This window comes from Hoeflea sp., assembly GCF_984452065.1.
The window spans coordinates 17610-41970 of record NZ_CFHWAF010000025.1 but is presented as its reverse complement, the minus strand read 5'-3'; the positions used below and the strand labels follow the sequence as shown (position 1 = coordinate 41970).

Annotated in this window: 20 protein-coding genes and 1 pseudogene; 13 read left to right on the top strand and 8 right to left on the bottom strand. The window is 62.0% G+C overall.

From position 1 onward, the window contains the following. Positions 1 to 210 precede the first annotated feature (210 nt). Positions 211 to 939: a ligase-associated DNA damage response endonuclease PdeM gene (gene pdeM / locus AC5E6N_RS07155; RefSeq protein ID WP_491747172.1), complete on the bottom strand. Its 729-nt coding sequence runs from the start codon at positions 937 to 939 to the stop codon at positions 211 to 213. Between the two features lie 24 nt (positions 940 to 963). Beyond that, positions 964 to 3516, bottom strand: coding sequence for a ligase-associated DNA damage response DEXH box helicase (locus AC5E6N_RS07150; protein WP_491747171.1), 2553 nt, complete (start codon positions 3514 to 3516; stop codon positions 964 to 966). A gap of 120 nt (positions 3517 to 3636) precedes the next feature. Here AC5E6N_RS07150 and AC5E6N_RS07145 point away from each other — a divergent pair, with 120 nt between their 5' ends. From AC5E6N_RS07145 to AC5E6N_RS07135, 3 genes are all read left to right on the top strand, one after another. Further along, positions 3637 to 3903, top strand: a complete 267-nt coding sequence (locus AC5E6N_RS07145; RefSeq protein ID WP_491689156.1) for a DUF6460 domain-containing protein — start codon at positions 3637 to 3639, stop codon at positions 3901 to 3903. 69 nt (positions 3904 to 3972) lie between these two features. Beyond that, complete coding sequence (locus tag AC5E6N_RS07140; protein WP_491747170.1) at positions 3973 to 5331, top strand: MATE family efflux transporter; 1359 nt, start codon at positions 3973 to 3975, stop codon at positions 5329 to 5331. 245 nt (positions 5332 to 5576) lie between these two features. Beyond that, complete coding sequence (locus AC5E6N_RS07135; protein WP_491747169.1) at positions 5577 to 5849, top strand: acyl carrier protein; 273 nt, start codon at positions 5577 to 5579, stop codon at positions 5847 to 5849. 30 nt (positions 5850 to 5879) lie between these two features. Here the strand turns inward: AC5E6N_RS07135 and AC5E6N_RS07130 are convergent, their stop codons facing one another. Together AC5E6N_RS07130 and AC5E6N_RS07125 are read right to left on the bottom strand one after the other, a co-directional pair. After that, entirely contained in the window at positions 5880 to 6974 is a 1095-nt protein-coding gene (locus AC5E6N_RS07130) for a quinone-dependent dihydroorotate dehydrogenase (RefSeq protein ID WP_491747168.1), read from the bottom strand. A gap of 3 nt (positions 6975 to 6977) precedes the next feature. Then, positions 6978 to 7340, bottom strand: coding sequence for a DUF952 domain-containing protein (locus AC5E6N_RS07125; RefSeq protein ID WP_491747167.1), 363 nt, complete (start codon positions 7338 to 7340; stop codon positions 6978 to 6980). Positions 7341 to 7448: 108 nt separating this feature from the next. Between AC5E6N_RS07125 and AC5E6N_RS07120 the strand changes: the two genes are divergently transcribed. Continuing rightward, entirely contained in the window at positions 7449 to 7886 is a 438-nt protein-coding gene (locus tag AC5E6N_RS07120; protein ID WP_491747166.1) for a hypothetical protein, read from the top strand. A gap of 590 nt (positions 7887 to 8476) precedes the next feature. Then, entirely contained in the window at positions 8477 to 9142 is a 666-nt protein-coding gene (locus tag AC5E6N_RS07115; protein WP_491747165.1) for a response regulator, read from the top strand. A 36-nt stretch (positions 9143 to 9178) separates the two neighbouring features. Here AC5E6N_RS07115 and AC5E6N_RS07110 read toward each other — a convergent pair whose 3' ends face one another. Beyond that, on the bottom strand, positions 9179 to 12688 hold the full coding sequence (locus AC5E6N_RS07110; RefSeq protein ID WP_491747164.1) for a hybrid sensor histidine kinase/response regulator: 3510 nt from the start codon (positions 12686 to 12688) through the stop codon (positions 9179 to 9181). A gap of 230 nt (positions 12689 to 12918) precedes the next feature. On the opposite strand from AC5E6N_RS07110, the gene mscL reads away from it, so the two are divergent. Next, complete coding sequence (gene mscL / locus AC5E6N_RS07105; protein ID WP_491747163.1) at positions 12919 to 13332, top strand: large conductance mechanosensitive channel protein MscL; 414 nt, start codon at positions 12919 to 12921, stop codon at positions 13330 to 13332. A gap of 100 nt (positions 13333 to 13432) precedes the next feature. After that, a complete protein-coding gene (locus AC5E6N_RS07100; protein WP_491747162.1) occupies positions 13433 to 14599 on the top strand; it encodes a pyridoxal phosphate-dependent aminotransferase in 1167 nt (388 codons plus the stop codon). Between the two features lie 30 nt (positions 14600 to 14629). On the opposite strand, the gene hemA is transcribed toward AC5E6N_RS07100, so the two are convergent. After that, positions 14630 to 15910 carry a 5-aminolevulinate synthase gene (hemA, locus tag AC5E6N_RS07095; RefSeq protein ID WP_491747161.1) on the bottom strand — a complete coding sequence of 427 codons (1281 nt, stop codon included), beginning with the start codon at positions 15908 to 15910 and terminating at the stop codon, positions 14630 to 14632. Positions 15911 to 16265: 355 nt separating this feature from the next. Here hemA and AC5E6N_RS07090 point away from each other — a divergent pair, with 355 nt between their 5' ends. From AC5E6N_RS07090 to AC5E6N_RS07065, 6 genes are all read left to right on the top strand, one after another. After that, positions 16266 to 17609, top strand: coding sequence for a substrate-binding protein (locus AC5E6N_RS07090; protein ID WP_491747160.1), 1344 nt, complete (start codon positions 16266 to 16268; stop codon positions 17607 to 17609). Positions 17610 to 17708: 99 nt separating this feature from the next. Further along, positions 17709 to 18734, top strand: a complete 1026-nt coding sequence (locus tag AC5E6N_RS07085; protein WP_491689143.1) for a branched-chain amino acid ABC transporter permease — start codon at positions 17709 to 17711, stop codon at positions 18732 to 18734. 4 nt (positions 18735 to 18738) lie between these two features. Then, complete coding sequence (locus AC5E6N_RS07080) at positions 18739 to 19878, top strand: branched-chain amino acid ABC transporter permease (protein ID WP_491747159.1); 1140 nt, start codon at positions 18739 to 18741, stop codon at positions 19876 to 19878. A gap of 12 nt (positions 19879 to 19890) precedes the next feature. Further along, entirely contained in the window at positions 19891 to 20649 is a 759-nt protein-coding gene (locus AC5E6N_RS07075) for an ABC transporter ATP-binding protein (RefSeq protein ID WP_491689141.1), read from the top strand. Beyond that, complete coding sequence (locus tag AC5E6N_RS07070; RefSeq protein ID WP_491747158.1) at positions 20633 to 21424, top strand: ABC transporter ATP-binding protein; 792 nt, start codon at positions 20633 to 20635, stop codon at positions 21422 to 21424. The genes AC5E6N_RS07075 and AC5E6N_RS07070 overlap by 17 nt, the downstream gene beginning before the upstream one ends. 109 nt (positions 21425 to 21533) lie before the next feature. Beyond that, positions 21534 to 22145 carry a LysE family translocator gene (locus AC5E6N_RS07065; protein ID WP_491747157.1) on the top strand — a complete coding sequence of 204 codons (612 nt, stop codon included), beginning with the start codon at positions 21534 to 21536 and terminating at the stop codon, positions 22143 to 22145. An 8-nt stretch (positions 22146 to 22153) separates the two neighbouring features. On the opposite strand, the gene AC5E6N_RS07060 is transcribed toward AC5E6N_RS07065, so the two are convergent. Continuing rightward, positions 22154 to 23419 (bottom strand): adenylate/guanylate cyclase domain-containing protein, encoded by a 1266-nt coding sequence (locus tag AC5E6N_RS07060; RefSeq protein ID WP_491747156.1) that lies wholly within the window; start codon positions 23417 to 23419, stop codon positions 22154 to 22156. Between the two features lie 93 nt (positions 23420 to 23512). Further along, positions 23513 to 24361, bottom strand: a pseudogene (locus tag AC5E6N_RS07055) (ATP-binding protein); the annotation flags it as partial.

Below are 24361 nucleotides of genomic sequence, written 5' to 3'. Positions count from 1 at the left end.
AAAGGAGCACAAATGGCGGTTGTGTCGCACCCGCATCAATACTCCGGCAGCCGCGAAGTGATGGAATGGTGATCTGGTGAAGCGATCCGGTTCATCCGCTCCATCTGACCGTTTGTCCAGGGATGATTGGGCTTTTTGAGCCGGTGCTTGATGTTGTGTTGGGCGCAGGCCTATTCGAAGGCATGCGCCCAGAACTTTTTCAGCAACCTGTTAAGCAACGAGCCTGTTGAAAGGCACGGAGTAGATGCGGTCGCGTCCGAGGAGATGCGCGGTCAGTCGCTGCTGCTCGAACAGACCGCCAAACGCGGCATTGCGAAGGTTCAGCCCGCCGGTGGTTACCCCGAAGGCTGGCATGACGAGACGCCGCCCGTCGGTTGCGAAACAGGGCCTGCGGACGCCCTTGCCGCGCCGCACCACGCGCGCCGCCGGATGCAGGTGCCCGGCGATCTCGCCGGTCGTCTCCCCGCTTTCGAGCGGCTCGTGGCGGAAACACAGCCCATCGAGATAAAGCGCGTGCACACAGTCGCCCGCAAGGCCGTCCGGATGGTCCGGATCGTGATTGCCGGCGATCCAGTACCATTCGCGGCCGGCCATCAGGGCGCGGATCTGTGCCTGGCTGGCTTCGGGCAGTGCGCCGGCACCGCGGCGATCGTGAAAACTGTCACCGAGACTGATGACGCGTGCCGGCCGGTAGCGCTCGACGACGCTCGCCAGCAGGGCGAGCGTCAGCGCGGTGTCATAGGGCGGCAGCATCATGCCGCGCCGCGCATAGGCGGCGCCGGTTTCAAGGTGCAGGTCGGAAACCACCAGCGTGTCGCTGTCCGGCAGGAACAGTGAACCGAGCGGGTCGCATATGGCAACTGTGTCGTTGATGACGATTTCGGCTGTGCTGATCATGTCGTCGGCGACCAAAGCCTGTGCCGTGTTTGCCCTGTTCATTCCCCGTCCCGTCTCTTTCGATCATCACAGATCGCTCCGGCCCATGGCCTCCGCAATGATCCCGTCCGCCGCTTCGGCCAGAATATCGTCCTGCGCCTCGCCGATCACCGGTTCCTTGCCGATCTCCAGCATGACCGGAACGGCGAGCGGTGAAATCCGATCGAGGCGACTCAAGACGATTCGGCCCTTTATTCGTGACAGCATATCCGCAAGCCGGCGAATATCCAGTAGTCCGCTTGCCGCATCGGCGCGCGTCGCCTGCAAAAGGATGTGATCGGGTTCGTGGCTGCGCAGCACGTCGTAGATCAGGTCGGAGGAAACGGTGATCTGCCGCCCGGTCTTTTCCTGTCCCGGGTGGCGGCGCTCGATAAGACCGGCGATCAGCGCGCAGTAGCGGAAGGTCCGTTTGAGCATGAAGGATTCGTCGAGCCAGGTCTCCAGATCGTCGCCCAGCATGTCCTCGTCGAAAAGACCGTCGAGGGAAAGCTCGCCGTGCTCGATCATCAGCCCCATATCGCGCAGGCCCCAGATCGACATGGCATAGTCCGTGGCCACGAAGCCGAGCGGCCGCGCCCGCGCCCTTTCAAGCCGCCGGGTCAGGAGCATGCCAAGCGTCTGATGCGCCAGCCGGCCCTCGAACGGATACATCGTCATGTAGAACCGGTCCGCATTCGGGTAGGTCTCGATCAGCAGTTCGCTCCGCTTCGGCAGGACCGATTTCTCCTTCTGGATTTCAAGCCACTCGCGAACCTGGGCCGGGAGGTTCTTCCACGTATCGGGCTCGGCGAGCATGGTGCGGACCTGATCGGCCAGATAGGTGGAGAGCGGAAACTTGCCGCCGGCATAGGCGGGAATGCGGGGATTGCCAGTACCGCCCTTCGATACGATGCATTCGTTTTCCCGGATGCCCTCGAAACGAAGGACCTTGCCGGCAAACAGGAACGTGTCGCCGGGCGACAGCATCTCGACGAAATACTCCTCGATTTTTCCAAGCACCGGTCCGCCGCGCACATTCGTGCCGCGGCCGCTGTGGCGCGTCAGGCGGATTTTCAGTTCGGGCGCCTCGATGATCGTTCCGATATTGAGCCGGTATTGCTGCGCGATGCGCGGATGGCTGACGCGCCATGTGCCGTCTTTCGTCAGCTTTATCCGCGCATACCGGTCGTATGTTTTGAGGGCGTAGCCGCCGGTTGCCACGAAGTCGACGACCCGGTCGAACCGGTCGCGCCCAAGGGCCCTGTAGGGCGCAGCCGACGTCACTTCGCGGTAGAGATCGTCACTGCGAAACGGTTCGGCGCAGGCCATGCCCAGAACATGCTGTGCAAGCACGTCCAGCGTTCCGTCTCCGAGCGGCGGCGTGTCCTGGGCACCGAGATAGTTCGCGTCGAGCGCCGCCCGGCACTCCATGACCTCGAACCGGTTCGCCGGAACCAGAATGGCGCGGCTCGGCTCGTCCATGCGGTGATTGGAACGTCCGATCCGCTGCGCCAGCCGGCTCGCGCCCTTCGGCGCGCCGATATGAACGACAAGATCGACGTCGCCCCAGTCGATACCGAGATCCAGCGTCGACGTGGCGACCACGGCGCGCAGGCGGTTGTCGGACATGGCCGCTTCCACCTTTCGGCGCTGGCTGGCGTCGAGCGAGCCGTGATGCAGCGCAATGGGCAGATGGTCCTCATTGATGCGCCACAGTTCCTGAAACAGCAATTCGGCCTGGCTGCGCGTATTCACGAACAGCAAGGTCGTGCGGTGCTCCTTGATGGCCTCGTAGACGTCGTCCATCGCATAACGCGCCGAATGGCCCGACCAGGGCACGCGTTCGTCGGTCTCAAGAATGGTGATGTGCGGTTTCGCGCCGCCCGCGACGACAATGCGACGGGAAAGCACCGACTTATCAGGTATCGACTGCGGCATGAGCCAGGCCTGCAGGGCCCCAGGGTCCGCGACCGTCGCCGACAGGCCGATCGTCTGAAGCGCAGGCTGATGCCGGCGCAGGCGGGCAAGACCCAGCGACAGCAGATGGCCGCGCTTGGAACTGACCAGCGAGTGCAGTTCGTCGAAGATGACAAACCGCAGATCGCTGAAAAGGAGATCGGCTTCCCTGCTGGCGATCAGAAGCGCGATCTGCTCCGGCGTGGTCAGCAGAATATCGGGCGGGTTGAGCTTTTGCCTTTGCCGTTTCGATTGCGGTGTGTCACCCGTGCGCGTCTCGATGCGGACCGGCAGATCCATGTCACCGACCGGGGCCGCCAGGTTGCGCTCGATGTCGACGGCGAGCGCTTTGAGGGGCGAGACGTAAAGCGTGTGGATGCCGCGCCGTGCCGATGCGCGCGCCGCGCCCGGCCGTCTTTTCTCTTGCCTGAGCGAGATATCGATCAGTGACGGCAGGAAGCCTGCAAGGGTCTTGCCTGCGCCCGTCGGCGCGATCAGCAGCGACGAGTGGCCGGCCTGCGCATTGTCGACGAGATCGAGCTGATGGCGGCGCGGCCGCCAGCCGCACGATGCGAACCAGCCGCCGAAAGGCTCCGGCAGCACGGCTTCCGTCTTCCCGCTCTTCTTTTCAGAATCATCGTGCACGTCGAGAGGTTAGACCAATGAGGATCGCCGAAAAACGGTCTTGTGGTGCAGGCTTGCGCAGTTGAACCCCGGATGATTCGCGATTACCTATGGCCCGACACGAAATCGGAGTAACGCCGCATGTCCGGAAATCTCAATCGTTTTCTCGGAGACACGCCGGGCCGAACGCTCATCAAGCTGATCGTATTGTCCTTCATTGTCGGTGCGGTTATGAGCGCGTTCAACTGGTATCCCATGGATATCGTGCGGGCTGTCGGCGACTTTATCAGGAATCTTTGGGAACTCGGATTTGCCGCCCTCGGGCGTTTCGGCGATTATCTCGTCCTCGGCGCGGTTGTCGTTCTGCCGGTCTTCCTGATCGTGCGCATCATGAGTTACCGGCGTTAGCGCCGTTTCCCGAAATCCGCTTCGACGGATCGTCCCCACGCCACGGTGCTGGCTGAACTGGTGTGAACAATGCAACAGACGCGTGCGCCGGATGAGGCCGGGCCGGTTCAACGGCCTTTTTCGGTAAGCAACCGCCTGGTTCTGTCCATCGCGGTTCCGATGACACTTGCCTATCTGACGACGCCCTTGCTGGGTCTCGTCGACACAGCCGTCGTCGGGCGGCTGGGCCAGCCGGCATTGATCGGCGGCCTGGCGGTCGGCGCGATCGTTTTCGATCTGGTGTTCGCGACGTTCAACTTCCTTCGCGCCTCGACCACCGGCCTTGTGGCGCAGGCTCTCGGCCGCGGCGACGGCACGGAAGAGCAGGCCGTCTTCTGGCGCTCGCTGAGCATCGGCATTGTCTGCGGCATTGCGGTCCTGCTTTTGTCGCCCCTGATCATCCTGTTCGGGCTCTGGGCCATGGCGCCCGGACAGGACGTCCGCGCCGCAACCGGGCTCTATGTCTCCGTCCGTATGATCTCGGCACCGATGGGGCTGGCGAACTACGCGATTCTCGGCTTTTTGCTGGGGCGCGGCGAGGCGGTCGCCGGCCTGCTGCTGCAAACGCTCATCAACGGCATCAACATCGTTTTGTCCATCTATCTCGGGCTGACGCTGGAGTGGGGCATCACCGGTGTCGCCTGGGCCACCGTCATCGGCGAGACCGTCGGCGCGCTTGTCGGCTTTGCCTTTGTGGTCGCGGGCTTCGACCGTTCGCTTCGTCCGGGCTGGCGGCGCATTGTGGACCGGCCGGCGATTGCACGCCTGATGTCGCTCAACCGCGATATCATGATCCGTTCCTTTGCGCTGATTGCCGCTTTCGCCCTGTTTGTCAGGCAGGGCGCGCAGTTCGGTCCCGTCACGCTCGCGGCCAATGCCGTGCTGATGAACTTCTTTCTGGTCGCCAGCTATTATCTTGACGGCTTCGCGAATGCGGCGGAACAGCTTGCCGGCCGCGCCATCGGCGCGAATTACCGCCCGGCCTTCGACCGGGCGGTTCGCCTGACGCTGTTCTGGGGCATCGGCCTCGCATCCGTGTCGACAGCGTTTTTTCTCCTCTTCGGCGGAACCATCGTCGATCTCCTCACCGTCTCCGAAACGGTCCGCTCCGAGGCGCGGGTTTTCATCGTCTGGGCATCCCTGACGGCGCTCGCCGGCGTGCTGGCCTTTGAAATGGACGGTGTGTTCATCGGCGCCACCTGGTCCGGCGATATGCGCAATATGATGCTGGTGTCGCTGGCGCTGTTCGGGCTGTTGGTGTGGCTGCTGGTGCCCGTCCTTGGAAACCACGGCCTGTGGATCGCCCTTCTGGTATTTCTTGGCGCGCGGGGCATCATGCTCTTCCTCATTCTCGGCCGGCGCGCCAGGTACGCATTTGGTGCGCCCTGAGACTGCGGATTCATGAAATCGGACCTCTGCAGGGCGTCGGATGCAATGAAAACCTTGCAAAACGTGATCGTTTATTTTCTGGTTAATACATCGCGAATTTCCGTTTTTTCCGATAAATTTCAGAGAGTTGAAAAAATCGAACCAGCCGGTGTCTCCGGCAATCGTTTCGGGCTCGTTGCAAAAACTGTTAAAAATTTATCGCGGTACATATTTTTTATAGGTTTTGGCGTTATAAAGTACGCCTCATGAGACATGAACGAACAGACCTGCCTCCCGAGGACAATGTCAGTGCGGTCCGGCAGATGGTGGCCGACATCCTGCTGATGCCGGTCGAGCGTGTCGATTGTCACTGTGAGCTCGCGCAGCTTCCCGATTGGGACAGTATCGTTCATCTGACGCTGCTTATGATCATCGAGGAGCGGACCGGCACGGCGCTCGATATTCGTCAGTTTAAAAGCACCAGTTCGGTGACGGAAGTCGCCCGCATGCTGGATCGGCCATCGAGAACCGTGCACTGACGCAACGCCTGTTCAACCGCATGCCCGCGATCAGGCGAGTGTCCTGTCCGCCCACTTGTCCAGATGCGAATCGCGAAGATCGCTGACCGTCCCGGCCCCGGTCCTGTCCATCGCATCGACAAGCCCTTTCAGAATTGACGTGATAATGTCGGGGCCCTCATAGATGAGGCCGGTATAAAGCTGCACGAGGTCGGCACCTGCCCGGATCTTCTCCGTCGCGGTCTCGGCGCTGTCAACACCGCCCAGCCCGATCAGCGTCGTGGAAGGACCGACGAGACGCCGAAGCTTCGCAAGCACGATCGTGGATCGTTCAAAAAGCGGCCGCCCCGACATCCCGCCCGTCTCGCCCGCATGCCGCGATGCGCTCAAGCCCGCGCGCGCCAGCGTCGTGTTGGAGACGATGAGCCCGTCGAGTTCATGAGCGCGCGAGAGTTCGGCGATGTCCGACAGATCGCGGTCGGCCAGATCCGGTGCGACCTTGAGGAAAACCGGCTTGTAGGCGTCCGCTTCGCGGCGGCGGCCGTCGCGCGCCTCGCGCACCGCCGCCAGCAGCTCCCCGAGGCTGTCGCGTGCCTGCAGATCCCGCAGTCCCGGTGTGTTGGGCGACGATATGTTGACGGCGAAATAGTCGGCGACCTCGTAGAAAACATCGATCCCGCGCACATAATCGGAAATACGGTCGCCGGAATCCTTGTTTGCGCCGACATTGACCCCGATCGGGCCGGACCGGTCGCTGCCGAGCTTCGTCAGCCGATGCAGGACCGCCGCGTGGCCGTCATTGTTGAATCCCAGCCTGTTGATAACGGCGCGGTCGGAATGCAGACGGAATATTCTGGGTTTCGGATTTCCTGTCTGCGGCCTGGGTGTGACCGAGCCGATCTCGGTGAAGCCGAAGCCCAGCCGCAGCACCGCCGCGGGCACCTCGGCATTCTTGTCGAAACCGGCGGCAATGCCGATGGGGTTTGCAAATTGCAGACCGGCGGCAGCAACGCGCAGGCGCGGATCGCTTGTGATCGGCGGCGCCGGCATGAGGCCCGATTTCAGCGCCATGATGGACACCCGGTGCGCCGCTTCCGGTTCGAGCCGGAAGAGGGCGTGACGAAGCAGCGGATAAAGCGCGTTCATCGGCTATTCGAGCCCGGGCAGAATATGCGTTCCGTCGGGTTCAGGCGGCATGTCCTTTTCCCAGATGACCGCCTCCAGGGGCAGGGAACCGTACAGATGCGGAAACAGGTCCCCGCCGCGCGACGGCTCGTATTTGAGTGCCTCGCCGAGCGCCTTGCCGTCAACGGCGACGAGCAGCAGATCGTCCAACCCGGCAAAGTGCAAGGCGGCCGTCTGCGCGACCTGCTGCGCGGTGGAAAAGTGGATATAGCCGTCTTCGACGTCGATCGGCGCGCCGTCGAAGCGTCCCTTTTGTCCTGCCTCCCGCCACAAGCTCCGCGGCACGATCTTGTAGATGGTTCCTGCTGTCGTCACATCGTTCTCCATGCTGCGCGCCGGTTCGCCGGCTGCCCGTTTGCAAGCCACCGTATTTTTGGCATGTTCATTGCTTAACTACACCGTGGAAGTGGATTTAGCACGCGGGGGCAGGCTCAAATGAACGGGTTTTTTGATATCAAGCGGTTTGTGGCGGCCGGCCTGGCGGTTGCCCTGGCAGGCACGCCCGCCATCGCCCAGGAAAACCGCTTCGTCATGTTGCCGAGCGACGACGGTTTTGTCCGCCTCGACACGTTCACGGGCGAGATGTCCGCCTGCTCAAAAGCCGAAGGGCAGATCGTCTGCCGCATGGCGGCCGACGAGAGACGTGCATTGGAGCAGGAAATCGACCTTCTTGAAGAGCGAATCGCCGCGCTGGAAGAGGCGCTTGAGGAGAATGCTGGAAGGTCCGGCAGCGGCTTTCCCAGCGATGAAGAGATCGACCGGACCTTTGGCGTGATGGAAAAACTGATGCGCCGTTTTCTCGGCGTGATCGAAGATTTTGAAAAGGAAAACAAAGAAATGGAAACGGAAAAACCGGTTCCCGACAAGACGTGAGCCTGTGAATTTTCACCGCACTGACGCGGTTGTAAAGCATTGTTGATTGGCCGTTCAATAAAAACTGTGTAGAGATGAGAGAAGGACAGCGGGCGAACCGCAATAAAAGGTCAGCGCTCCCGACTTAAAACAAGAGATCTGGCCAATATTGAAGGAAGTGTCCGGTTGGCGAGCTATTTTCTTGACGAAGTCCCCAGGGACGGCCTGTATGAAATGCATGTCGCACAATGCCCGAATCTGCCTGACAAATACCACAGGCTCTATATCGGCGAATACGCCGACAGCCGTTTGGCATTGAGGAAAGCGGAGCGATTCCGGACCTGCGTGTCCCAGTGCGCGACCTGCTGCGACGGCAACAGGCGGGCTCAAGTCCTCATCTCCTATCGGCGCGCATCCTGATCCCGGCATGGGAAGGCATCGGTTGAGCGGGCCGGCCACGCGCAAAAGAAATCGCTTTTCGTCCAACCGCAAGCCCGGTAGCATTATGCGACGCGGCGCGATATGCACTGCGTCGTTGATGAGGCCGTAACGGACGGACGGGAGAAACGGGTCCTTCCAGATAGGGCTGCCTCTGGGAGGGGGCGTTGGAATTGTCGAGAACATTTATTATAGCAGACGACCATCCGCTGTTTCGCGGTGCGCTGAGACAGGCTTTGACGGGGATAGAGGACGGTCTGGAAATCATTGAAGCCGGGGATTTCAGCGCGGCCCGCAGCGCCGCGAACCAGCATCCGGAGGCCGATCTCCTGCTGCTCGATCTGACCATGCCCGGCGTCAGCGGCCTGTCGGGCCTGATTGCATTAAGGGCCGAATATGTCAGCCTGCCGGTTGTGGTGGTATCGGCTTCGGACGATCCTGCGACCGTCCGCCGGGCGCTCGATCTCGGCGCCTCGGGGTTCATCTCCAAATCGGCCAGTATCGAGGAAATCCGCGACGGGATCGCCGCCATCCTCGCCGGGGATGTCTGGACGCCGAAGGATTTCGAACTGGGACCGGAGCAGGACCCGGAGATTGCCGATCTGATCGCCAGGCTGCAGACCCTTACCCCCCAGCAAAGCCGTGTGCTCGGCATGTTGGCGGAAGGGCTTTTGAACAAGCAGATCGCCTACGAACTCAACGTGTCGGAAGCGACGATCAAGGCCCATGTATCGGCCGTCCTTCAAAAGCTTGGTGTCGACAGCCGCACGCAGGCCGTCATCCAGCTCTCCAAGATCGGCTCTGACGCGCTGGACCGCGAGGCCGGCGCGGTTCCCTGATGCCTTATCCACCGACGATCCGAAAGACCTGCCGGTTCATTCCGCCGCCGACTTCCTGGCCACCGCGATCTGGTTGAGAAATGCGCGCAGCGCAGCCGGCCGAAGCGGCTTGTTGAAGATCGAGATCGAGCGCTCTTCGGCCCGGTTGCGGACATCGAGCGTACGGTCGGCGGTGACCAGAACCGCGGCGATATCGACGTTCCAGTGCGAACGAACGAGCGTGATGGCGTCTATGCCGTTGCCGTCGTCCAGGTGGTAATCGGCAATGATGGCATCCGGAGGCGCGGGGCAGCCGGGCAACAGCCTGTCCAGATCGGCGATCGATCCCGCGCTGACAACCGTGCAGTTCCAGCCGCCCAGAAGCAGTTCGAGGCCGTGGACGATATCGGGTTCATTGTCGATGCACAGCACAAAAAGACCATCGAGGGCCGCTGGTGATTGCGGCGGCGCTGGCGCTCTTGTCGCCGGGTGAACCCGCTTGATATTTGTTTCGATCGGGATTTCCACACGGAAATCGGTGCCCTTGCCGGGCGTCGAGGCCAGGTGGACCCGGTGTCCGAGCACCCGGGCGATGCGATCGACGATCGACAGGCCGAGCCCCAGCCCCGAAGCCGTCCTGGCACCGTCGTCGAGCCGCGTGAACTCCCGGAAGACGGTCTCGAAACTTGACCGGGGAATGCCGATACCCGTGTCGACGACCTGAACGAAGGCCTTGCCCTTGCTGTGCCGCACGCCAAGGAGGACGCGGCCGGTGCGGGTGTATTTGATCGCGTTGGAAACGAGGTTCTGGATCAGACGGCGCAACAGGTTGGGGTCGCTGCGCACCAGCACGGAGGTGGGGATGACACGCAGTTCAAGATTGTTTTCCGCCGCCAGCGGCGCGAAATCCGTTTCGATGCGCCGGAGCAGGTCGTTGAGCGGGAAGCTGCTGACCTGCGGCTTCATCGCGCCGGTGTCGAGGCGTGAGATATCGAGCACCGCGCCGAGGATCGATTCGACCGATTCCAGCGATGAATCGATATGCTGAACCAGTTCACGGTCGGCCGAGCCTCCCAGCCGCTCGACGAGCGAAGAGGAGTAGAGCCGCGCCGCGTTGAGAGGCTGGAGGATATCGTGACCGGCGGCCGCCAGGAAGCGCGTCTTGCCGATATTGGCTTCTTCCGCCTGTGACTGCGCCTGCGCCAGTTCACCGTTCACCCGCACCAGCTCCGCGGTGCGCTCGGCGACCCTCTGCTCAAGATTTTCATTCGCCTGCTTGAGCGCCTTGGCGGAGGCCACGCGCTCGGTAATGTCCGCATAGGTCGTCACCACGCCGGCATCGGGCATCGGATTGGAACGGATTTCGATGATGCGGCCCGATTCCGCCAGCGTCACCGTCCAGGCGATGTCCATCGTCAGGAAGCTGTCGATGATGCTCTTGATCTGGTCGCGGCGGATGTCGCCGCGTTCCGCCAGGATCACGACGATGTCTTCCATCGGAACGCCGACCTGGCCGACCGATTCCGGCAGGTCCAGCAGTGCGCGGAAGCGGCGGTTCCAGACACTGAGCCGGTTGTTCCTGTCGAACACCGTTATGCCCTGATCCATTTGCCCGAGGGCGCTTTGCAGGAGGTCGCGGTTATACTGCAGCGCTTCCGATGCCTCGTCGAGCAGCCGCGCCGTGTCGGAGGAGGTATCGTCCTCCTTTTGAAACAGCAGCGACAGCACGAGCCGTGCCGATGCCGATCCGATAGCGCTGCCGAGCAGCTGTTCGGAATAGCGCACGAGATCCATATCCGCCGGCGCGCTCGGCTCAAGCCAGCGCCCGCGCGTCGTCTCATAGGTATGGAACGAGCGTTCCGTGCGTTCCGCGCCGAGATATTTGGTGATCGCCTGCTTGAGCTGCTTGACCGTGATCCCGGTCTGCCAGTCGCTGCGCGCCGGTCTGATCATCGACCGTTGCGGGATGAAAACGCCGGCCTGCATCCGCTCCAGCGGCCGCGCCGGCCGTGACAGCGACCCGGCGACAAACAGCGCCGTATTGACCAGGAGGCTCAGGATCACGCTGTTGACGAACGGGTCGGCACGGGCGCCGGCGAAGACATCCGTTCCGGGCACCAGAAAATCAAGCACGCTTGCCGCGATGTCGGAATTGTCCGGCCCCCCGAGGCTCGGCACGAACAGCAGGTAGGTCCAGACCGCCATGCCGCCGCCGAGACCGACGATCGCGCCGCGTGCATTGGCGCCTTTCCATATCAGCCCGCCGAACAGGGCCGGCGCGAACTGGGCGATCGCGGCAAAGGAGAGCAGGCCGATGGATGCGAGCCCGCCATCGATGCTGGCGGACCGGTAATAGGCATATCCCAGCAGCAGGATGCAGACGATGGCGGTTCGCCTGATCTTCAGAATCGTGCCGGTGAAGTCGCTGCGGTCCGAGCCGCGGCTGATGACGTTCTGGCGCAAGAGGACCGGCATGACCAGATCGTTGGAAATCATGATCGCGACGGCGACCGATGCCACGATCACCATGGCGGTTGCCGCCGAAAACCCGCCGATGAAAGTCGCGAGCGAAAGCCAGGACAGATCGTTGACCAGCGGAAGCAGCAGCACGTACTGATCGCCGGAGCCGCTGCCCGGCAGTGTCAGCAGGCCGGCAATGGCGATCGGAATGACGAACAGGTTGATGGCGATCAGATAGAGCGGAAACAGATAGCCGGCCGTTCTGAGTTCGCTCTCGGTCCGGTTCTCCACCACGGTGACGTGAAACTGCCGCGGCAGAACGACGATGGCGATCGCCGAAAGCAGTGTCAGCACGATCCAGCGAGCCGGCGAGGTCTGATAGCTGATGGCGTCGGTGACCGGTTTGCTCTGGCGTGCCTGCTCGATCAGGTTTGCCGGACCGTCAAACAGCATGAACGTCACGAACAGCCCGACCGCGGTGAAGGCGATGAGCTTGACGACCGATTCCGTCGCCACCGCAAGGATCAGCCCGTTCTGGTGTTCCGTCGCATCCGTATGACGTGTGCCGAAGATCACGGCGAAGCCCGCGAGCAGCAGCGCCACGATCAGCGATATGTCGTTGAGCAGGAAAGACCCGGGCTGCGGCTCGAAGGGCGCGTTCGCCATGATGATGGTCACCGACGAGGAAACCGCCTTCAATTGCAACGCGATGTAGGGGATCGTGCCGACCACCGCGATCAGCGCCACGATACCGGCGACCGTCGGGTTCTTGCCGTAGCGGGCGGCAATGAAGTCGGCAATGGATGTCAGCTTCTCGGCTTTTGCAAGATTGACGATGCGGCGCAGCACCGGCATGCCGAGCGTGAACATCAGGATCGGCCCGATATAGATGGCGAGAAACTCGAAACCGCGCTGGGCGGCGAGGCCCACACCGCCGAAATAGGTCCAGGATGTGCAGTAGACCGCCAGGCTCAGCGCGTAGATCAATGGCCGGCCGGTGCCCGCGCCCCGCTCCGCCGCCGTTTTCCTGTCGCCATAGCTGGCGATTGCGAACAACAGCAGCAGATAGAGCAAAGCGGAGGTGACGATGACCCAGCCTGCCAACATGACGTTGCCGATCCTTTCGAGCCGGTCCGGTGTGCCGCACAGCATAAACGCTGCGGCGACACAGGCAAATGCGGACAAAGTCGTAGCGTTTGACGACGGTTAACACACATGCACAGGGCCATATTGTCACCTGTGGGAAGCAAATATTAGCGATTCTCACAAAGCAAAAACCGGTTTAGTCTCCCGCCAATAGAAGTATTCGGAAATACAACAAGCAAAGGGGACTCATCATGCTGAATGAATTCAAGGAGTTCATTGCCAAGGGAAATGTCATGGACCTCGCCGTCGGTGTCATCATCGGCGGCGCATTCGGATTGATCGTCAAATCGCTGACCGACGATGTGATCATGCCCATCGTCGGCGCCATATTCGGCGGTTTCGACTTTTCCGACTATTTCATTGCACTCTCCGGCGCGGTGACCGCCTCGACGCTCGAGGCGGCCCGCGAGCAGGGCGCGGTGCTCGCCTACGGCAATTTCATCACCGTCGCGCTCAATTTCCTCATCCTTGCATGGATCATCTTCCTGATGGTCAAGGCGGTGAACAATATGCGCCGCAAGCAGGAAGAAAAGCCCGCCGCTCCGGCCGCACCGCCCGCCGACGTCCAACTCCTCACCGAGATCCGCGATCTGCTGAAGAAATAGCGCCGCATGCATCAACCGCGTCGATCGGATCATAACGGATTGTCGCGTGATTTTTCCGTTTGCTGCCTGTATGCCAACAGTCAGCAAACGGAGGTTCGAGTTGGGATTTCTTGATTCACTGAGTCCTCGGGCGCGCGACGTGCCCGAAAGCGAGATTGTCGCGGTCGTCAACCATGCGCGGCTGCGGGAAGATGTCATTCCGCTGTGGGTGGGAGAGGGCGACCGCCCGACGCCGCCCTTTATCTGCGATGCGGCTATACGGTCGCTGCAGGCCGGTGAAACCTTCTACACCTGGCAGCGGGGCATTCCGCCGCTGCGGCAGGCCCTGGCGGATTATTATGACCGTCACTTTGGCGGCAACGCCGATCCCGAGACGTTTTTTGTCACCGGTTCGGGCATGCTGGCGATCAGACTGTCGATAGAAGCGGTGTCCGCACCCGGCGACGAGATCGTCTATCTGTCGCCGGCCTGGCCGAACATTGTCGCGGGTCTGCAGATATCGAATGCCCGCGCCGTCGGGGTCACGCTCGATTTCGCCGATGGAGGCTGGCAGCTGGACATGGACCGGCTTGCCGCGGCAATCGGGCCAAGGACACGGGCGCTTTTCATCAACACGCCGTCCAATCCGACCGGCTGGGTCGCCAGCAGCGCTGAGCTTGCCCAAATTCTCGAACTGGCGCGAAAGGCCGGGATCTGGATTATCGCCGATGAGATTTACGCCCGGTATTTCTACGCCGGCCACCGGTCCGCGTCGTTCCTGGATCTTGCGCAGGAAGACGACCGGATCATCTATGTGAACACCTTTTCCAAGAACTGGTCGATGACCGGCTGGCGGGTCGGCTGGATCAAGGCGCCGGCGGAACTCGGGCAGGTGTTTGAAAACCTTATCCAGTTTTCCACGTCGGGCGTTGCCCAGTTCATGCAGCAGGGCGCCCTGGCGGCCCTGAACGAGGGCGACGCTTATGTGGAAGAGCTGAAAGAACAGGCACGGCGCAATCGCGATATTCTCTGCGATGCGCTGATGGCGACCAATCGTGTCCGCCTTTCAAAGCCCGAAGGCGCCTTTTATGCGTTCTTCGCGATCGACGGCATGGATGACAGCCGCGCGACCGCCTACCGCATTGTCGACGAGACGGGCATCGGCCTTGCTCCGGGATCAGGCTTCGCTGAAGGCGGAGAAGCGTTCCTGCGCGCCTGTTTCCTGCGCAAACAGGAGCATGTCGAGATGGCCGCGAACCGCCTCGTGCGTTTTATCTGCGGGCGTTGAGCCGGACCTGCGCCAGCCTGGCGGTCGCGATCAGCCGCCGGCTTTCGACACGGTGAGTTTGACGACCCGGTCGGAATCGACGAGTTCCTCACCGGTTTCGGTCGCGAACGGTATTCCGAGCGTGTTCCAGACTTCGGTAAGGGCGGAGCACAATTCGGCGATGAGCCGGTTGTCGTGGAACGGACTTGGCGTGATGCGCAACCGCTCCGTTCCGCGTGGAACGGTCGGGTAGTTGATCGGCTGGATATAAATCCCGTGCACATCGAGCAGGCGGTCGGAGGCCATCTTGCACAATTCCGGATCGCCCACCAGAAGCGGCACGATATGCGTCTCGGACGGCATGACGGGAAGTCCGGCATCGGCAAGCATCCGCTTTGTCGCCTGCGCCTGGCGCTGATGCGCGGTGCGCTCTTCCTGCGAAGTCTTCAGATGGCGGATCGATGCGGTGGCGGCCGCCGCGATTGCCGGCGGCAGCGCGGTGGTGAAGATGAAGCCCGGCGCGTAGGAGCGCACGGCATCGATGACGACCCGGGAACCGGCAATGTACCCGCCGAGCGCGCCGAAAGCCTTGGCCAGCGTGCCTTCGATGATATCGATGCGGTCGGTCAGGCCGTCACGGTCGGTAATGCCGCCGCCGCGCGCGCCGTACATGCCGACGGCATGGACCTCGTCGATATAGGTCATCGCGTTGTACTTGTCCGCCAGATCGGCAATCGCCTCGATCGGCGCGACATCGCCGTCCATGGAATAGACCGATTCGAACACGATCAGTTTGGCGCGCTGAGGATCGGCCGCGCGCAGCAATTCCTCAAGATGCTGAAGATCGTTGTGGCGGAAGATCTTCTTTTCACTGCCGGAGCGCTTCACGCCTTCGATCATCGAGGAGTGGTTGAGCTCATCGGACAGGATCAGGCAGTTCGGCAGAAGCCGTGCGATGGTCGAGATCGACGCTTCGTTCGAGATGAAGCCCGAGGTAAAGACCAGTGCCGCCTCCTTGCCGTGCAGATCGGCGAGTTCGAGTTCAAGCTCGACAAGCGGGTGGTTGGTTCCGGAGATGTTGCGGGTGCCGCCGGCTCCCGATCCCATCTTGCCGGCCGCGGTGCACATGGCATCGATCACCGTTTCGTTCTGCCCCATGCCGAGATAATCGTTGGAGCACCATACGGTCACCTCGCGTGCCGTTCCCTCCGAGCGGTAGACGGCGCGCGGAAATTTACCGACGATTCGTTCGAGATTGGCAAATACGCGATAGCGTTTTTCGGCGTGCAGCTGATCGACTGCGTCCTGAAAAATGCCCCGATAATAATCCATTCAAACCTTACTCCAAGCCGCGCAACGCAAGCCATTTTACGGGCGATCCGCGCTGCAACTTCATCCCTGATCGATTCAGTCTGAGAATCCGTCGGGCTGAGAAAACGTACTATCAGACTTTAGATGAACTCTAAACAGATAAATTGCCGCATCATTGATCACGATCAAGAAACTATTTTTTTTATTTTCGGGTTTTGGTGTCCGCAGCGGCGCCGGAAGCATGCGACAGAAGTCTCATAGACTATAGTCTTATAACCGAATGGATTATTGCGCCTTTCCCGATCGTGACTAGCATCTGCGTCGTTCCGTGATGAGGAAACGGGACGCTCGATCAGCGACATTCGGGAGGAATTACATGTCCAAAATAACCATGACACGTCGTCGTCTGCTCAAGGCGGGCGCGGCGTCGGGTGTGGCTCTGGCCGCTCCGATGAGCTTCGTGCGCGGTGCCCATGCGGAAAGCTTCTGCAATCTGCCGACCGGCAGCACCGTGACGCTGGGCTTCAACGTGCCCCAGTCCGGCCCCTATGCCGATGAAGGCGCCGACGAACTGCGCGCCTATCAGCTGGCCGTCAAGCATCTGAACGGTGAAGGCGACGGAGGCCTGCTCAACACCTTCTCTTCCAAGGCGCTCAAAGGCAACGGCATTCTCGGCAAGAAGGTCGAGTTCGTGACCGGCGACACCCAGACCAAATCCGACGCGGCCCGCGCATCGGCCAAGCGCATGATTGAAAAGGACGGCGCTATCATGATCACCGGCGGATCGTCCTCCGGCGTCGCCGTTGCGGTGCAGGGGCTGTGCCAGGAAATGGGCGTCATCTTCATGGCGGGCCTGACACACTCCAACGACACGACCGGCAAGGACAAGAAGCGGTTCGGCTTCCGCCACTTCTTCAACGCCTATCAGTCCGGACTGGCGCTCGGACCGATTCTTGCCGATCAGCTCGGCACGGACCGGACCGCCTATCACCTGACGGCGGACTACAACTGGGGATGGACCCAGGAAGAGTCGATCAAGGATACCACCGAGGGTCTCGGCTGGCAGACGGCGAATGCCGTGCGCACGCCGCTCGGCGCCGGCGATTTCTCGCAGTACCTGACGCCGGTCCTCAACTCCGGTGCCGACGTGCTCGTGCTGAACCACTACGGCAAGGACATGGTCAACTCGCTGACCCAGGCCGTTCAGTTCGGCATGCGCGAGAAGCAGGTCAACGGCAAGGACTTCCAGATCGTCGTTCCGCTGTTCTCCCGCCTCATGGCGCAGGGGGCGGGTGAGAACATCAAAGGCATTCTCGGCACCACCAACTGGAACTGGTCGCTGCAGGACGAAGGATCGCAGGCATTCGTCAAGTCCTTCGGCCAGGAATACGGCTTCCCGCCGTCCCAGGCTGCCCAGACCTGCTACGTCCAGGCGCTGCTTTACGCCGATGCCTGTGAGCGTGCCGGAACGTTCGAGCCGCCGGCGGTGATCGAGGCCCTCGAAGACTTCGAGTTCGACGGCATGGGCAACGGATCGACGCTCTATCGTGCCGCCGACCACCAGTGCTTCAAGGAAGTTCTGGTCGTGAAGGGCAACGAGAATCCGGGCTCTCAGTTCGACCTGCTTGAAGTGGTCAAGATCGTGCCGCGTGATCAGGTCACCTACGACGCGTCCATCTTCGGTGGAGACCTCGGACCGTCCGACGTACGCAAGTGCTAGTCTGAAGCTGCTTTAGAGCGGCAGCTATCGCAACGGACCGCCGTCTTCCGGCGGCGGTCCGATGGATACCATGCATCGCGCGGGGGAGCGCACAGGGATATGGATGCAATTCTGCTGCAATTTCTCAATGGTCTCGACAAAGGCGGCGCCTACGCGCTGATCGCGCTGGGCCTGACGCTGGTTTTCGGAACACTCGGCGTCGTCAACTTCGCCCATGGCGCGCTGTTCATGCTCGGCGCGTTCTGCGCGGTCACCTTCAACAAGCTGCTCAGCCTTGAAAAGATTGTCGAGCATCCGACCGAAAAGACCGCCTGGGGAACGCCCGTCGAGATCAGGACCCCTTATGTCGAGGCGTGGCTGGGCGATTTCGGCGCATTCCTTGTCAATTACTCCGTTCCCTTCTCCATCATCGTCGCGATACCGGTGATGCTCCTGATCGGCATTGTCATGGAACGCGGGCTGATCAAGCATTTCTACAAGCGGCCCCACGCCGATCAGATCCTTGTCACCTTCGGGCTGGCCATCGTCCTGCAGGAAATCATCAAGCACTATTTCGGTGCCAACCCGATCCCGCAATCCGCGCCCGCCGCCGTCGCCGGCAGCGCCGACATAGGCGCCTGGCTGGGGCTCGGCGACGGCCTCGTCTATCCCTGGTGGCGGCTTGTCTATTTCGGCTTCTCGGCGGCCGTTATCGCCGCGGTCTTCGCCTTTCTCCAGTTCACCACCTACGGCATGGTGGTGCGCGCCGGCATGCGCGACAGCGAAACGGTCGGCCTGCTCGGCATCGACATCCAGAAGCGGTTTACCGTCGTGTTCGGCATCGCCGCCGTGGTCGCAGGCCTTGCGGGCGTGATGTACACGCCGATCCTGCCGCCCGACTATCACATGGGCATGGATTTCCTTGTCCTGTCATTCGTCGTGGTCGTGGTTGGCGGCATGGGCTCGCTGCCGGGCGCGGTCCTGGCCGGGTTCCTGCTCGGTATCCTGCAGTCCTTTGCCTCGATGAATGCCGTCATGAGCATTTTCCCCGGCATCAATCAGATCATCATCTATCTGGTTGCGGTCGTCATCCTGTTGACCATGCCGCGCGGACTTCTCGGCCGCGAAGGCGTGATGGAGGAATAGAACCATGAAGCAGATGTTAAACAGGGAGCCTTTTGCGCTGGCCGCGTTTTCGCTGGTCATCCTGCTGATGCCGATCTGGCTGACGCCATTCGGCGCCAATTACCCCGACCTGCTGCAGAAGTTCGCGATCTTCGCCATCTTCGCCATGGGCTTCAACATCCTGTTCGGTCTCACCGGATACCTGTCCTTCGGCCACGCCGCCTTTCTGGGTGTCGGGTCCTACGCGGCGGTCTGGTCGTTCAAGCTGTTCACGATGAACGTGTTGCCGGCGATCTTCTTCGGCGTTGCCTTTGCCGGCCTCTTTGCGCTTGTCATCGGCTATGTCAGCCTGCGGCGCTCGGGCATCTATTTCTCCATCCTGACGCTGGCCTTCGCGCAGATGTCCTACAGCCTTGCCTATTCGGTGCTGACGCCGATCACCAACGGCGAAACCGGTCTGCAGCTCACCCTGCAGGACCCGCGCATTCTCGACCGGCTGACCTCGGAAGCGGGCGAGGGCCTGCCCTCGACGACGCTGTTCGGCCTGTCGATGAGCGGCTATTCCGGCTTCTATTTCTGCGCGGTCGTTCTGATCATCTGCTTCTTCATCACGCGGCGGATCTTCAACTCGCCCTTCGGCCTGACGCTGCGCGGCATCAAGTCCAATCAGAACCGCATGGGCTATACGGGCTTCAACACCCGCCCCTATACGCTGACGGCTTTCGTGATTTCCGGCATGTTCGCCGGTCTCGCCGGTTCGCTGATGGCGGTGACCGACCCGCTGGCCGGAGCCGAGCGGATGCAGTGGACCGCCTCGGGCGAGGTGGTGCTGATGACCATTCTCGGCGGTGTCGGAACGCTGGTCGGTCCGATGCTGGGCGCATGGCTGATCAAATATTTCGAGAACATCTTCTCGGCCTTCAACAAGGCCACGCTGGAGCAATTCTATGCGTTCCTGCCGGAAGGCCTTCGGGACGTCGCGGTATCGGTCTCCGGCCTCTTCGTCGGCGAGGGCTGGCATCTGACGCTGGGTGTCCTGTTCATGCTGATCGTCATCTTCCTGCCCGGCGGCATCATGGAAGGCTGGCGGCTGCTGCTGCGCCGCTTCGGCGGCGGAAGCGGCAACAAACCGGAACCGGCAGCCGTCGTCCAACCGGCCGAATAGGAGGATCACGCCATGACCAACAGCGTTCTGCACGTGGCCGATGTCCACAAGAGCTTCGGCGGGCTGAGGGCTCTCAGCGATGTCGACCTCAATGTGGAGGAAGGCACGATCCATGCGATCATCGGCCCCAACGGCGCCGGCAAGTCGACGCTGCTCAACGTGTGCGTCGGCCGCATCCGGCCCGACAGCGGCCATGTGGTGTTCAACGGCGAGGTGCTCGACAACCATACGCCGGACGAAATCAACCAGCTCGGCGTTTCGCGGGTGTTCCAGACGCCGGAGATCTTTCCGGACCTGACCCTGCTCGACAATGTGATGATCCCGGCCTTCGCCAGCCGCGACGGGTCGTTCAAATTGCGGCCATTCGCCAAGTTGCGGCACGAGGCGGCGATTCGTGAAGAAGCCGAAAAGACCCTCGCCGAGGTGGGGCTCGGCGTCATGGCCGAGCGTGAGGCCGCATCGCTTTCGCGCGGCGACAAGAGACGCCTGGAGCTTGCCATGTGCCTGATCCAGCATCCGAAGCTGCTGCTGCTCGACGAGCCGACGGCCGGCATGTCCAGGCACGACACGAACCGCACGGTGGACCTTTTGAAGACTATCAAGGAGCGTGGTATGACTAAGGTCATTATCGAGCACGATATGCATGTGGTGTTCTCGCTCGCCGATCGCATTTCGGTCCTCGCTCAGGGCCGTATCATCGCTTCGGGCACGCCGGATGAAATCAAAGGGAACCCGAAAGTACAGGAAGCTTATCTTGGTGGAGCGCACTGACATGCTGAAAAAGACCGACGCAAGCGACCTGCAGGTCGCCGAGCCCGACGGCGCCCGTCCCGACCCGCGCGATTCCTATTTCGCCGTGCGTGACATCCATGCCTATTACGGTGAATCCTACATCGTGCAGGGCATCTCGCTCGATCTCGACGAGGGTGAGATTCTCGCGCTGCTGGGACGCAACGGCGCCGGCAAGACCTCCACGCTGCGCACGATCGCCCGGGTCGACGATCCGCAATTGCGCAAGGGCGAAATCTGGCTCGGCGGCGAGAGCCTGCACGACAAGCAGTCCTATCAGGCAGCGCAAATGGGCGTTCAGCTTGTGCCGGAGGACCGGCGCATCATCGGCGGACTGACGGTCGAGGAAAATCTGATCCTGTCGCAGGTGGCCGCGCCGCGCGGCTGGGAGCTCGAACGCATCTACGAACACTTCCCGCGCCTTGCCGAACGGCGCGCCCAGATGGGCACCACATTGTCCGGCGGCGAGCAGCAGATGCTGGCCGTTGCCCGCGCCCTCGCGCGCGACGTCAAGCTGCTGCTTCTCGACGAGCCCTATGAGGGGCTGGCCCCCGTGATCGTTCAGGAAATCGAGAAGATCGTCCGCCAGATCAAGGAACTCGGCATCACCACCATCATCGTCGAGCAGAACGTGGTCGCGGCGCTCAAGCTCGCGGACAAGGCGATCATTGTCGATATGGGTGAGGTGGTCTATTCGGGCGCCGCGCAGGATGTCCTCGACGACGAGGATCTGCGCAACGAGTACCTCGCCATCTGACCGGCGGTCCCGTTTGCCAGCCGTGGCCGGCTCGCTGATCGTTCCGGCGGTTGAACCGCTTTGGCAAATCTGATTTGCTTTGCCGCGGATCGTCTGTATGGAGCCTGCGATGCCGCTTGAATATCTCATCACATCGCTGATCGTCATTCTGCTGCCGGGAACCGGCGTGATTTATACGCTCGCCTTCGGTTTGTCGCGCGGCTGGCGCGCCAGTGTGCTGGCGGCTCTCGGCTGCACGCTCGGTATCGTCCCGCATATCGCGGCAAGCATTGTCGGCCTTGCCGCCCTGCTTCATACCAGCGCGCTGGCGTTCCAGATCGTCAAATATCTGGGCGTCGCCTATCTCATCTACATGGCCTGCGGGATATTGCGCGAAGGCGGGGCACTCGATGTCAAACCGCAAAGGGCGTCGCTGTCCCCTGCAAAAATCATCGTCAGCGGCTTTCTGCTGAATATTCTCAATCCGAAACTGTCTCTGTTTTTCCTCGCCTTCCTGCCGCAGTTCGTGCCGGTGGGAGCCGCGAACGCCACCGCGCAGATGCTGGTGCTGGCCGCCGCCTTCATGGCGCTGACCTTTATCGTCTTCGTCGGCTATGGCGCATTCGCCTCGGCAACGCGCCGGCACGTGATATCGCGACCGGCGGTCATGCGCTGGCTGAAGCGCGGCTTTGCGGGCGCCTTCGGCGCGCTGGGTTTAAGGCTTGCGCTGTCCGAGAGCTGACAACGCAGTCAGTGCCGGATTGTTATCTCTTCCTCGCCGGCCTCGAGCTCCTGCGTGCCGGTCAAGCTGTCGCGGACCTTCGGCGCAAAGAGCTCGATTTCCTGTGAAACGCCGGCGAGCCGGTGTTTGCCGGTCGATTCCCATTTGCCGGGTTCGCTGTCGGCGATTTTCTTGGTGACGAGCGCGTGCGAATCGGTCGCCTTGGTCAAGGTCTCGATCCGCGACACCTCGTTGACGGTCGGACCGATGACCGAGAAGGTGAGGCGTTCCTCGACGCCGATATTGCCGAACATGACGGTGCCGGTGTTGAGGCCGATGCCGAAGCGGATCGGCACCCGGCCGGTCTCCTGGCGTTTCCTGTTGACCTCGATGCGCAGGGAAAAGGCGTCGCGCAGGGCCTTTGTCGCCGCCGATGCCGCCCGTTTGAATTCCCTTTCATTGCCGTAAGGGAAGATCGCCAGCACCGCATCGCCGATGAAATCGAGAACCTCGCCGCCGCGCTTGATGGCCGCGCCCGCCGTGCATTCGTAATAGTCGTTGAGCAGGTCGAAATAGGTGTCGGCGGCCATGGTGTCCGCAAGCGCCGTTGAACCGCGCAGATCGGACAGCCACACAACGGCCTGCGTCTGCTGGCCGTCGCCCCGCTTGATGGCGCCCTCCAGCACCTGCCTGCCCGCCTGGCGGCCGAGATAGGTCTCGACGATATTGGCGGCGATGCGCGACTGGATCGCCGCCTTGCAGGCGACGGCCATGCGGCGCTGGATTTTCTGCAGCGCGGCGATGTCGTTCTCGGTAAAGCCGCCCGGCCTGTCCGACGCCCAGGCAACAAGAATGCCGAACAACTGCTGCTGCAGATCATCCGCAGTGCTGTCGAACGAGGTGGCGATGGTCAGATAGTCCGTCATGCCCTGCTCGATCAGTTCCTCCAGGATCGGAAAATCGACGAGCTTGTCCGGCCCCTGCAGCTTGCGGCGCAGCACATAGACATCGTGCTCGAACATGAAATGCATCGGGCTCGCGAGATACTCCTCGGACTCTTCCTCGCGGTGCCTGAATTGCTCGAGTTCCGGCGGTTTGCCGCGCTTCCAGAGGATCGTCTCGGCCTGAAACAGCGGATGCAGGGTTGGCCACGACAGGCGCGCACGCCGCAGCGGCACGCCGGCGGCGTAAAGGCGCTGGCAGACGGCATCGAACATCTCGACAATGTCAGGCTCGCTCAGAGCCTGGTCGATCAGCCATTCGCCGATGCCTTTGATCAGTGTACTTTCAGCCATGATTGTCGCCCGATTTGATCCGGTAAGAGGCTATAGATTGTTCCTGGACCGGCAAATTGCAAGTCGTCACTGCGTGCTGCTGACAACAGGTTGTCAGGAGGCGCGGCCCTCAGTGCCATCCGGATGGCCCGGCGCCGTCCGCCATCCGAGATCCGGAAGTGCGATCGTCCGGTTGCCGCGCAGGTCGCTGGAACAGGACAGGAAGCCGTTCTCTTCCATGTAGCCGATGAGCCAGCGCGCCCGGCCGGGCGAACGTGTGCCATAGGCCGTGGCGATCTCCAGATTGGAGGGGCATGGTGCGCCCTGAGCCGCCGCCCTGGCGATAAGCAGGAACGCGCCGCGCATCGTGTCCGGCAGGCCGGATGCGATCTGTGTCGCCCGCGACCAGTCTTCCGCATCTTCCTGCGCCACGTCCCCGCCGGCGCGCGCCAGTGGCAACAGTTCGCGAAAGGCCTGAAGGTCCGGCGGCCGGCTGATCCGGGCGATGCGGCAGCGCACCTGGAAATCCTGATAGAGCAGCGAGACCGGACGGTAAGCCGCCTCCGGATCGTCCAGCATTTCCGTCAGGATGGCAGACACCGCCGCGCCGGTCCCGTTTTCACCTTCGTCCGGTTCGGACGGGCTTGGCGGGTCCCCCGCAATCTGCGGTCCGCTGGCCGCAAGTTGCCTGAGAACGCCGGGCGCATCCACCGGCTTCGGGCGGCTCTTTTCCACCGGCGGCATGTTGCCTTCCGTCGAGGCATAAAGCAGGTCCTGCAGCTCCTGACCCTCAGGTTGTTCGGGCAGGGGCATGAGTTTGGGGCTCGATCCCATGCCCCGTGTCCTGACCTCGCCGATCGCGATCTGGACCGGCCGCCGGCTGAGCGCCGGGCCGAGCGCCACGAACTGCCCGCGATCGAGATTCCGGAAGGTTTCCGCCTGGCGGCGCTCCATGCCCAGAAG